The sequence below is a fragment of the Chryseobacterium kimseyorum genome (assembly GCF_025971945.1).
GTDB classification, from domain to species: Bacteria; Bacteroidota; Bacteroidia; order Flavobacteriales; family Weeksellaceae; genus Chryseobacterium; species Chryseobacterium kimseyorum.
Genome location: NZ_JAPDHW010000008.1, coordinates 91,397 through 103,794, shown reverse-complemented (window position 1 = coordinate 103,794; position 12,398 = coordinate 91,397). Strand labels below are relative to the sequence as shown.

The following is a 12,398-nucleotide window of genomic DNA, read 5'->3' as shown; positions in this document are numbered from 1 at the left end:
TCACATTTATATTTAACAGAAAACTCCGTAGAAATTTATTTCCACGGAGTTTTATCAATTATTTAAATTTTAAATCTCTCAAAGATCTCACGGATTTGCATAAAAAAATCTAATGAATGTTTGAAAACTATCACGCTTTCTTCTCACGCAGATTTTGCAAATTGAGCAGATCTAAAATCTGTGAAAATCTGTGCAATCTGTGGGCAATAGATTATTTCAAACTTCCCACCATATCCTCAGGCTTCACCCATTCGTCAAACTGTTCAGAAGTAACAAAACCTAGGTTAATCGCTTCTTGTTTTAAGGTCGTTCCGTTTTTGTGAGCAGTTTTTGCAATTTTTGCAGCGTTCTCATAACCGATATGCGTGTTCAAGGCTGTAACCAGCATTAAAGATTTATCAACTAATTCTTTAATTCTCTCATGATTAGGCTCAATGCCAACTGCACAATGATCATTGAATGAAATACATGCATCAGCGATTAATTGAGCCGACTGCAGGAAATTGTAAGCCATGACCGGTTTGAAAACATTCAATTCATAATTTCCCTGAGTTCCCGCAAAAGAAATTGTGGTGTCATTACCTAAAACCTGAGCACAAACCATTGTCAAAGCTTCATTTTGTGTAGGATTTACTTTTCCCGGCATAATTGAAGATCCTGGCTCATTTTCTGGGATATGAATTTCACCAATTCCAGAACGGGGTCCCGAAGCCAATAATCTTACATCCTGAGCGATTTTATAAAGTGAAACGGCCAGTTGTTTCAGCGCTCCGTGAGATTCTACGATCGCATCGTGAGCGGCCAAAGCTTCAAATTTATTTTCCGCTGTTACAAAAGGAAGGTTGGTAAATTTTGCAATGTATTCCGCAACTTTTACATCATAACCCTGAGGCGTGTTCAAACCGGTTCCTACCGCTGTTCCTCCCAAAGCCAGTTCAGAAAGGTGAGGTAAGGTGTTTTTTAAAGCCTTGATGCCGTAATTTAATTGAGCGACATATCCTGAAAATTCCTGACCTAAAGTTAATGGGGTAGCATCCATCAAATGCGTTCTCCCAATTTTTACAATGTCTTTAAACGCAACAGCTTTCTCGTTCAACGTATTTTTTAGTTTCTCAACTGCGGGAATGGTAATTTCAACCACCTTTTTATAGGCAGCAATGTGCATCGCGGTTGGATAAGTATCGTTGGAAGACTGAGATTTATTGACATCGTCATTCGGGTGAACTTCAGTTTTGTCGCCCAAATTTCCGCCTGCATTAAAATGAGATCGGTTGGCAATTACTTCATTCACATTCATATTCGATTGTGTTCCCGAGCCCGTTTGCCAGATCACCAAAGGAAACTGATCGTTGAGTTTTCCTTCCAATATTTCGTCGCAAACTTTTCCAATCATGTCTCTTTTCCCAGCATCTAAAACTCCCAAATCTGCATTGGTATAGGCCGCAGCTTTCTTTAAATAAGCAAATGCCTCGATAATTTCATGAGGCATAGAGCCTTCCGGACCGATTTTGAAATTGTTTCTTGAACGCTCTGTCTGTGCGCCCCAAAATTTGTCTGCAGGAACCTGCACTTCACCCATGGTGTCTTTTTCTATTCTGTAATTCATTGTGATTGAAATATTTAGTTAACCACAAAAGGCACAAAAGGCTAATGCTTTAATTTAAAGATGTAATAATAAAATTTAAAGTTCGCAAAGTAAAAATCTTAGATTTTTAAAACTATTGTGATCTTATATAAGATCTTTATTAAACTTAAATAAACAGCATCAAAAACTTTTGTGACTTTTGTGGTTAAAAAGTTTTATAAAGTTAAACAATGTAGAATAATCTCACAATTTATAATCATTATAAATACGTGCCTAAATCGCTGATTTTGCTCATGCTTTTTTCACGATGTTTTATTTTTGCACCGAAAATAGAAAGTAAATGGATTTTAAATATCAGGATCCGTATCCAATATTGAAAGATGATACGGTTTATAAAAAATTGACTTCAGATTATGTGAAAGTGGAGCAACATGGGGAAAGAGAAGTCTTAACCATCGATCCGAAAGGTTTGGAACTGTTGGCTGAAGAAGCTATGGCAGATGTTTCTTTCATGCTTCGTTCTTCGCATTTGGAAAGTTTAAGAAGAATTATTGATGATCCTGAAGCAACCGATAACGACAGATTTGTTGCTTACAATTTACTTCAAAATGCAGCTGTTGCTGTGGAAGGTGCTTTACCTTCTTGCCAGGATACCGGAACGGCAATCGTAATGGGGAAAAAAGGAGAAAATGTTTACACTGGAGTAGAAGACGGTGAATATTTAAGCAAAGGAATCTACAATACTTACCAAAAAAGAAACTTAAGATATTCTCAGGTCGTTCCTCTGACGATGTTTGATGAGAAAAATTCAGGTTCAAATCTTCCGGCGCAGATTGACATCTATGCTAAAAAAGGAAATTACTACGAATTTTTATTCTTAACGAAGGGTGGAGGTTCTGCTAACAAAACCTTCCTTTACCAAAAAACAAAATCTTTACTAAACGAAAAATCTCTGGAAGCTTTTGTGAAAGAGAGAATTTCAGATTTGGGAACAGCGGCCTGTCCGCCTTACCACTTGGCTTTGGTGATTGGTGGAACTTCAGCTGAAGCGAATTTGGCTGCGGTAAAAAAAGCTTCTGCAAAATATTACGACAATCTCCCGACAGAAGGAAATGAAGCCGGACAGGCGTTCAGAGATTTGGAGTGGGAAGCGAAAGTTCAGAAAATATGTCAGGAAAGTGCTATTGGTGCTCAGTTTGGAGGAAAATATTTAACGCATGATGTGAGAGTGATCAGATTGCCCCGTCACGCAGCATCTTGCCCGGTTGGGATGGGAGTTTCATGTTCAGCTGACAGAAATATCAAAGGAAAAATTACCAAAGACGGTATTTTCTTAGAGCAGTTGGAGCAGGATCCGAAAAGATTTTTACCTGCAACGCCGCCACATTTGGAAGAAGCAGTAGAAATTGATTTAAACAAGCCTATGCCTGAAATTTTGGCTGAACTTTCAAAATATCCAATTAAAACCAGGTTAAAATTAAACGGAACTTTGATTGTTGCGAGAGATATTGCTCACGCAAAGATCAAAGAATTGTTAGATGCAGGACAGCCAATGCCTGAATATTTCAAAAATCACCCAATTTATTACGCTGGGCCTGCGAAAACACCGGAAGGTATGGCTTCAGGAAGTTTCGGGCCAACGACTGCGGGAAGAATGGATGTTTACGTAGACGAATTCCAGAGTCACGGCGGAAGTATGGTGATGTTGGCAAAAGGAAACAGAACTGCTGATGTCACGAACGCATGTAATAAGTACGGCGGTTTCTACATCGGTTCAATCGGCGGACCGGCTGCAATCTTGGCAAAAGACAATATTCTGTCTGTTGAAGTGGTAGATTTCCCTGAATTGGGGATGGAAGCAGTAAGAAAGATTGAGGTGAAAGATTTCCCTGCATTCATTATTACAGATGATAAAGGGAATGATTTCTTCGCAAATTTGGCGCATTAATTAACTAGTTTGGAATGCTATTTATCAGAAATCAGAAGAATAATTGAAAGTCTAAAATCTGAAATCTAATATCTGACACTTAGTAATTAGTTTAAAATAAAAACAAATTGCAAAATTTAGGTTCTATATCTTTTGATGAAAAAGAAAAAAGTCCTATTTTTGCCTAAAATCTATAAGAAAGATGATGTTATCAGCATTTTGGCCGTTTTATCAGTTCCTTTGGACAATCTACTTTGTTACAATGTTCCTAGTAGGGTTCTGGTGTATTTTTATGTTTTTCGGTTTTGTTATCCCATTGTGGTTAACAGAAGGTTTGAAGGAATATTTTGGTAAGGTAAAACCTTTCGATCCTGAAGACATCAGAAGAAAACTAATTACCGAGCAGGAAGGTGTTGAAGTAATCTTCAACCAGCCTAAAGGTCACGGTCCTTTCATCCACGATAGCCACGGGCACGACCACGGACATCATTAATTGAATGTCATCGCTTTTTCACCTTAATTCTGAAAAAGTGATATCATAGCAAAACAACATATATAAAACCACTGATTTATCAGTGGTTTTTCTGTTTTTAAAAAGAGCTCGTTCTCAGTTTTTCTGGAGAAACACCAAACTTTTTCTTGAATGCGCGGGTGAAATTTTGAACATATTCATACCCGCAATCAATGGCGATTTCTTTGATCATCAGATCTTTGTTGACAATCAGTTTTCTGGCTTTCAACATTCTCAGTTCAGAAATATAGTCGGTAATCGTTTTTTGAAAATGTATTTTAAATTCTTTTCGGATTTTGGTCTCGTTAATTCCTAAAATTTTACTTATTTCCTCAATCTTTAAATTCCTGTGATAATTTTCGTCAACAAATTTCTTAATAATGAGTGGGGTTTTAGATAAGTCCTCAGTCATATTTTTATCATGAAACTGTTCAAAAATTAAGATCAGCAATTTAATAACTTTTGCCTCTACAAAAAGCTTCTGCATTACTCCCTTTCTGTAATAGCTAACGATTTCGTTCAAAATCAGATGCATCTCCACAGTGATGTTTGGCGGTGTTTTCTGATGGAGGAAAACAAATTGATTACTGGTCATTTCTTTAAGAATTTCAGCGCTCTCCTGACTGGAATCTGGATTAATTAAATTGAAGATATACTGGTAATTAATCTGAATCTGTATACACCGTAAGATATCACTGTCAGTCCAGAGTTCTGCATGGCTTTCTTCAACGCTGTAGTGTAAAATATACTGATTTCTATTGAATCTAAATTGTGTTTCAAAATTATCTGTAGTCAGATGAATATTAGGACTCAACAGAAACAGCAAGTTGAAACTTGACTTTTCTTCGAGAAATGTAGTCTTTATAATATTTCCTGAATATGAGTTTTCATGCATTACGATACTGATATCATCAGATGTAAATAGTAATCCTTTTCTTGTTTGCTTCTGCATGTAGTTCATTTTGTTCCGATTGGAGAGGAAGGAGTAGGCGATTAACCAATTATTTCGACTTTGGATTAAATTATTATCGCTACAAAGTTAAAGTAAATTAGAATAAATAAAAATAATATTAATCATAATTATTAATGCTTGCTGTCTTAAGATTTTAAGATTTGTTGAATATCAGGTGGTTATTACATTTCATTATACCCATTAATCAGAAGCAATTTTCCAGACACAAACTATGATAACACATTTTTTGGAAATGATAAGCTGTACTTCATTCATAGGAGTAATTTTGCGCAAAATTTAAAATCAATTTAGAATAATTAAAAATAAGATTTTATTATGTTTAAAAATTTATATTTAACAATATCAAAAATAGGCTTAGGAATACTAACTCTTGCGGGAAGTTTTTCATATGCTCAGCAATGGCAGGATGTAGGTGCGGCGACTATATCTGCAGCCGGGAGCAGCTTTAATAATTTAGCTATTGATGCTCAGGGGAATTATTACGTCTCTTATTACGATCTTTCTGTTTCAAAAGGATCTGTGCAGAAATTTAACGGAACTTCATGGTCTCATGTTGGTGGAGTGGCAGGTATCACAACTGGTTTTGCAACCTTTAATTCTTTATCGGTAGCGCCATCAGGAAATAATATTTATTATACCAATCAGGGAACAGGTCTTGAAGTGAGACAGTTTAACGGGACATCTTGGACGCAGCTGGCCAGTCCTATAACCTCAACAGTGAATTATCAGGCTTCTGCTGTTTCTTCAGCAAACACCCTATTTACATATTCTACACACAATTCAGGAACGGTTCAGCGTTACCTGAACGGCGCGTGGGAACAGGTAGGAAATACAGGTTTTTCAACGGGTGCCACATTCGCAGAAATGGTAATCGGTTCAAACAATAAGATTTACACCTGTAATGTTGCCAGCGGTGTAAGGGTATATGAAAATACAACTACTGCTACCTCTGCAGATAACTGGACTTTGGTGGGTGGAGCAATTGTAGATGCCGCTTCATCTTCTGAGCAGTATACTTCTGATATTGCGATTGATGCCAGTAACAATCTGTATGTTGCTTATGTTTCAAATACTGCAGGCGGGCAGAAATTAAATGTTAAAAAATTCAACGGAACTTCATGGTCACAAGTTGGTGCTGCAAATTTTTCCAGCGGAAAGGTTCAGCATGTTGCGATTGCTGTGACTTCTGCGGGAGAGCCGTATGTCGTAGCAAGCCGTTGGGAAAATGATGATATGCTAAAAAACACAGCTTATAAATTTGATACTGCCACTCAGGCTTGGGTCAGTTTTGGAGGAGCTTTTATATCTGACGGTCAGGCAACGTACAATGATGTAGCTATTGATAAAATTAACAATTATCTGGTGTTATCTTACTCGCAGGCTGGAGTGAAGGTAAAACGTATTTCAATTCCTGCACCTACTACGGTTACACCTGCCTGTAACAACTCAGATCCTGGAAATACTCCGGGAGACACCGGTTGCGTAACATTTAATTATAAAGGTCAGCCTGTGATCTACACCACAGTGCGTGGTACAGATGGGAAAATTTGGCTTCAGCAAAACTTGGGTAGTTCACAGGTAGCCACTTCAATGACAGATGCAGATTCTTACGGAGATCTTTTCCAGTGGGGAAGGTGGGATGACGGTCACCAAACCAGAACTTCAGCAACAGGTGCAGCGCCGGCACAGAATAACCCAGGCGGATTGACAGGAATCAACCATTATATTGTAGGAGCAAGTGGAAGTTCCTGGTGGGGAACCAATGCAACAAGTGATCAGTGGTCGGCATCTGGTGCATCTGCAGTAACTTCTGCAATTGGAGCAGATCCATGTAAAGCAATAGGACCAGACTGGAAAATGCCATCTCAGGCAGACTGGACATCTTTAGTGAATGCAGAATCAATCGGAAATCCAGCCACAGCATACAGCAGCAAATTAAAATTACCAGCAGGTGGATATAGAGGCAGCTCAGACGGCGGATTTACATTTGTAGGACAAAGAGGATATTTCTGGAGTTCAGATGTTGCGAGTACAGGAGGGAAATATCTGTACATAGGAACTACTATAGCCAATCCTTCGTCAGGTGCACCGAGAGGACAGGGAGCTTCTTTAAGATGTATGAAAGAAGTAACAGCATTAAGTACAAACGATATCAGAAAAGTAACATTAGGAGTTTATCCAAACCCGACGAAAGGAATTTTAAATATTAAAACAGATTCAAATGTTGAAAACGTAAATGTTACCAGTATTGTTGGACAAAAAATAAATGTACAGTTTAAAAATAACCAAATTAATATGAGCGGACTTCCAAACGGAGTTTACATTGTAGAACTGATATTGAAAGACGGTCAGAAGGTTTCAAAAAAGATTATTAAAAACTAAAATACACACCAAATCACAGATATTTTAAATTTTAATTTTATTTTTTACATTGAGAGCTCATGCATTTTGTATGGGCTTTTTTGTGATTTGTATTTAGAGAATAATAAAGTTTAAAAGTTTTCTTATTCGTAAAAGATTTTATTCTACTTTTATTAAAATTTAACGATAATGAAAAAGTTGTATTTCTTATTGTATCTGTTGACTGCAAGTTTTGTATTTGGGCAGATAACTTATACCATAAATCCTAATCCATTTAACGAAACAGATCAGATTACACTGTCAGTTCCCGGCAGTCAGATTGACGAATCGGCTTGGGGAGTTACTAATAATGCCATTTATATTTGGACGTGGTCTTTGGATCAGAATTATCTCAACAGCCAGGACTGCCCAACAAACGGAACATGGACCAACTCCAACGAACTGAATAAGCTGTCTTATAACTCAGGTACAGATACTTATTCTTTAACCTTTACTCCAACAACATTTTATGGTCGTACAGGCATCGGGAGATTCGGTTTTTTACTTAAAACTAAAACGGGAAATCACCAGACAACACCCGATATTTTCGTCAATGTCGGAACATTAAATTTAAATCTAACCAATCCTGCTGCAGGTAGTTTAACTTCGGTGCCTGTGGGAAATCCTATTAATATCGCAGCTACAACTACTGTGAGTGCAACTTTCCAACTGAAAGCAAACGGAACTGTTGTGAATTCTACTACAGCGCCGTCTACTTCTTACAGTTTTAATTATACCGTCACTGCAGATGCAGATATGGAATTAATTGCAACAGCAAACTCAGCAGTAAAAAGTGCCACATTCACTCTTCAGGTTCCAAGAAATGTCGTTTCGCAGGCAATTCCAAGTTGGATTAGGCAGGGAATCAATTATAATCCTACAGATAACACCAAAGTTGGTCTGGCATTATATGCTCCTTCTAAAAGTTTTGTGCATGTCATCGGAAGCTTCAATAACTGGGCGGTTAATGATACCTATCTGATGAAAAGAGATACAACAAATCCTGATTTGTACTGGATCGAGTTAAGTGGATTAATGCCTCAGCAATTATATACTTTCCAGTATAGAACCAATGATCTGAGAAAAGTTGCAGACCCATATTCACCACAGATTTTATCGTCTTATGATGATCCTACAATCTCGGCAACTACCTATCCGGGATTACCAGCTTTTCCTGCGGGGCAGGGCTTTGAAGTTTCTATGTTTAAAACAGGTCAGACGCCTTACAACTGGCAGGTGACCAATTTTGCAAGACCAAATAAGGAAAATTTAATTATCTATGAATTGCTTTTAAGAGATTTCACACAAGAGAAAAACTGGCAGTCTTTAATCAATAAAATCAATTATTTAAAAGATTTAAAAATCAATGCTATTGAGCTGATGCCGATCATGGAATTTGAAGGGAATAATTCCTGGGGATATAATACTTCATTTCATTATGCTTTGGATAAAGCTTATGGAACTCCGGAAAAATTCAAAGAATTTGTAGATCTCTGTCACCAAAACGGAATCGCAGTGATATTGGATGTTGCTTTTAATCATGCTACAGGAAGATCTCCTTTGGTAAGACTTTGGAATGTCGATCCGGACGGTGATGGTTACGGTGATGTTGCGGCAAACAATCCTTACTTTAATACTGTTCCGAAGCATTCTTACAATGTGTTCAATGACTTTAACCATACAAGTGTAGCAACAAAGTATTATGTTGAAAGAACCTTACAGCAATGGTTAACCGAATACAAAGTAGATGGTTTCCGCTGGGATTTAACGAAAGGTTTCACCCAAAACTGTACTGCAAATGATGAAACATGTACTAATGCCTATCAGCAGGACAGAGTGGATATTCTGAAAGGGTATGCAGATAAACAATGGGCTCTTGATCCTACATCGTACATGATTTTTGAGCATTTGGGAACCGATGCCGAAGAACAGCAGTGGGCAAACTACAGAGTGGCAGAAGGAAAAGGCGTGATGCTTTGGAATAATCAGACTGGCCCTTACAACCAAAGTACAATGGGCTACAATCAAAACAGCAATTTTGACAGAATGGATCATGAACTTCACGGATTTACCAATATGCATGGAATTGGGTATGGCGAAAGTCACGATGAGGAAAGATTAATGTTTAAAAATCTGGCTTACGGAGCAGTGAATGGATCGTATGATGTGAAAAATTTAAATACCGCTTTAGAAAGAATGAAAACTTTCGGGGCGACATTCTTTACAATTCCAGGCCCGAAAATGATCTGGCAGTTTGGCGAATTGGGTTACGAATTCAGCATCAACAGATGTCCGGATGGAAGCATTAATAATAATTGCAGAACTGACGAGAAACCTGTTGCCTTCATCTTAAATTATGATACGAATGTCAACAGAAAAGCAATTTATAACACTTGGGCACAAATTATTAATGTAAGAAATGCTCATCCTGTTTTCAAATCAAAAACATATACAGTCGAGTCTAATAATCTGACCAACGATCCAAATGGTTTGATTACAAGAATTTATATTACTGATCCTTTACTGACTACAGGTGTTAAAAATGTTGTCGTTCTGGCAAATTATGATACAACGGCTAAAAATGTAGTTCCCTATTTCCCTTTTATAGGTCAATGGCAGAATTTAATGGATAATACAGCATTCAATGTTACGTCAACCACAGCACCTATTGCCCTTCAGCCCGGAGAGTTCAGAATTTTCGGAAATCCTTTTACAACGTTATCTACGATTGAAGAAAATTTAGATAAAAGATTATCGCTTCAGATTGCAGACAACCCTGTGAAACGCGGTTTGGCTAAACTGATTTATCATAAAGCTAAAAACGGAGAGATCTTTATCTATGACATGAGCGGTAAGAGAATGGATTCATTTAAACTGAAAAATGAAGACGGAACTTATGAATTAACAGTCAATTATCCTGCAGGAACTTATCTCGTTCATCTGAAAACAGATAATGGAGTTGCCATTCAGAAGATGATCGTTCAGTAAAAATTAATAACATTAAGCTCATGAAAATGAGCTTTTTTTATTTATCATCAAATCCGTATCTTTGCATACTAAATTTTTAATATGTCTAAGTCATTAATTCCAAAATTAGAAGCGATCAAACAAAGATATAATGAGGTTGCAGACCTTATTATACAGCCAGATGTAATTTCGGATCAGAAAAAATATTCTTCATTAAATAAAGAATACAGCGATTTAGGAAAAATTGTACATGTTTACAATCAATATAAAGGTGCTTTAGATAATATCGCAGAGTCTGACGAAATCATTGCAGATGGTTCAGACAGAGACTTGGTGGATATGGCTAAAGAGGAAAAGGTGGAAGCTCAACAGAAACTTCCCGGTTTGGAAGAAGAATTGAAAGTTCTATTGATTCCTAAAGATCCTGCAGATGATAAAAACGTTATTGTAGAACTTCGTGCGGGAACCGGTGGTGATGAAGCTGCGATTTTCGTGGAAGATGTTTACAGAGCTTATGCCATGTTCTTCAAAACAAAGGGTTGGAAGCATGAGATCACAGACTCCAGCGAAGCTGCAAAAGGGTATAAAGAACTTATTCTGAAGATTGAAGGTGACGGCGTTTACGGAATCATGAAATTTGAATCCGGAGTTCACCGTGTACAGCGTGTTCCGGAAACCGAATCTCAGGGTAGAGTTCACACGTCAGCAATTACTGTTGCTGTTTTACCGGAAGCTGAAGAAATCGATTTTGAATTAAATCCTGCAGATATCGAAATGCAGACTTCACGTTCAGGTGGAGCGGGTGGACAAAACGTAAACAAAGTTGAAACGAAAGTACAGCTTACGCACAAGCCATCAGGAATGGTAGTGGTTTGTCAGCAGGCACGTTCTCAGTTGGCAAACCGTGAACTGGCAATGGAAATGCTCCGTACAAAATTATACGATATCGAAGTTCAAAAATCTGTTGGCGATATTGCTGCACAGCGTAAATCTATGGTTTCCACAGGTGACCGTTCTGCAAAAATCAAAACGTACAACTATCCTCAGGGAAGAGTTACCGATCACCGAATTAACAAATCAATGTACAATCTTGATGCGTACATGAATGGTGATATCTCTGATATGATTGATGCAGTAATCATGGCTGAAAATGCCGAGAAAATGAAAGGTGAAGAGGAAAATTATTAAGATTTTCTTTTTAAAATATTGTAAAGCTTCTGAGAAATCGGAAGTTTTTTTATTATGGCTATCGGAAATTATTAACTGAAAATGTATATTTGAAATCAGATACCATCTTATGAAAAAAAATCTTCTTTTACTTTTATTTGCGATACTATCAACCAAATCTTTAGCGCAGAAAAAAAGTAAAGAACGAGGTTTTGGCACTCGTCAAAGAACAGCAAATCCAAATACTCCTTTTATTTATAAGAATGGATACTTAAATTATAGCATTCTAAAAAAAGCTGTAGCACTGAAAAAAGATTCTGTTAATTTTCACGTATTGAAATTTAACGCTGTTTTCTCTGCGATGTATTCCAAAAAGGTTATGTATGATAAATTTGGTAAGTGGACAATTGAGATAAGACCTAATGTCGGTGATCAACATACAATATTGGTTTGGAAAAAAGTGAAGTTGTTTGAAAATGAAGATAAACTTTATACAGTTTATGCAGATGGAGATGAAAGTTGGGAAGAAATATATGCATCTATCATGGTCTTTGATGAAAATAATGATGACTGCTTAAGTGATTCGCACTCAGACAAAACAAAAGTTATTGAGTATTTTTCTAATGGTATTAAAAATTTAAGCAATAATAAAGATTTTTACACCGTGTATTGGCAATCAGTAAATAGTTATAAGCCTAAAATAAGTAAATAATTAGATTACAATTTAATTCCTAATTCTTTTATTTAAACATAGAAACAAGCTTCTCACATTGAAGCTTTTTTTATTCCCCCAACTTTCCTTATTTTTGGTCAAATCCTTCACAATGAATTTTAAACCCATCTTATTAACTGCTGGAGTACTTTTTTC

General features: G+C 36.9%; 8 protein-coding genes. 6 read left to right on the top strand and 2 right to left on the bottom strand.

The features are described 5' to 3' along the window. Positions 1-211: 211 nt before the first annotated feature. Positions 212-1,606 carry a class II fumarate hydratase gene (fumC, locus tag OMO38_RS12570; protein WP_264750526.1) on the bottom strand — a complete coding sequence of 465 codons (1,395 nt, stop codon included), beginning with the start codon at positions 1,604-1,606 and terminating at the stop codon, positions 212-214. Between the two features lie 319 nt (positions 1,607-1,925). On the opposite strand from fumC, the gene OMO38_RS12565 reads away from it, so the two are divergent. Together OMO38_RS12565 and OMO38_RS12560 are read left to right on the top strand one after the other, a co-directional pair. After that, the gene (locus OMO38_RS12565; protein WP_264750525.1) at positions 1,926-3,533 is read left to right on the top strand and encodes a fumarate hydratase; all 1,608 of its coding nucleotides are present in this window, start codon (positions 1,926-1,928) and stop codon (positions 3,531-3,533) included. A 181-nt stretch (positions 3,534-3,714) separates the two neighbouring features. Beyond that, positions 3,715-4,005 (top strand): hypothetical protein, encoded by a 291-nt coding sequence (locus OMO38_RS12560; RefSeq protein ID WP_264750524.1) that lies wholly within the window; start codon positions 3,715-3,717, stop codon positions 4,003-4,005. Between the two features lie 97 nt (positions 4,006-4,102). On the opposite strand, the gene OMO38_RS12555 is transcribed toward OMO38_RS12560, so the two are convergent. Beyond that, entirely contained in the window at positions 4,103-4,975 is an 873-nt protein-coding gene (locus OMO38_RS12555) for a helix-turn-helix domain-containing protein (protein ID WP_264750523.1), read from the bottom strand. A gap of 336 nt (positions 4,976-5,311) precedes the next feature. Here OMO38_RS12555 and OMO38_RS12550 point away from each other — a divergent pair, with 336 nt between their 5' ends. The 4 genes from OMO38_RS12550 (at position 5,312) to OMO38_RS12535 (ending at position 12,242) form a co-directional block, all read left to right on the top strand. Next, on the top strand, positions 5,312-7,378 hold the full coding sequence (locus tag OMO38_RS12550) for a T9SS type A sorting domain-containing protein (protein ID WP_264750522.1): 2,067 nt from the start codon (positions 5,312-5,314) through the stop codon (positions 7,376-7,378). Between the two features lie 168 nt (positions 7,379-7,546). Next, complete coding sequence (locus tag OMO38_RS12545; RefSeq protein ID WP_264750521.1) at positions 7,547-10,384, top strand: alpha-amylase family glycosyl hydrolase; 2,838 nt, start codon at positions 7,547-7,549, stop codon at positions 10,382-10,384. Between the two features lie 81 nt (positions 10,385-10,465). Beyond that, positions 10,466-11,551 carry a peptide chain release factor 1 gene (prfA, locus tag OMO38_RS12540; protein WP_264750520.1) on the top strand — a complete coding sequence of 362 codons (1,086 nt, stop codon included), beginning with the start codon at positions 10,466-10,468 and terminating at the stop codon, positions 11,549-11,551. 109 nt (positions 11,552-11,660) lie between these two features. Continuing rightward, entirely contained in the window at positions 11,661-12,242 is a 582-nt protein-coding gene (locus tag OMO38_RS12535) for a hypothetical protein (RefSeq protein WP_264750519.1), read from the top strand. Positions 12,243-12,398: the final 156 nt, after the last annotated feature.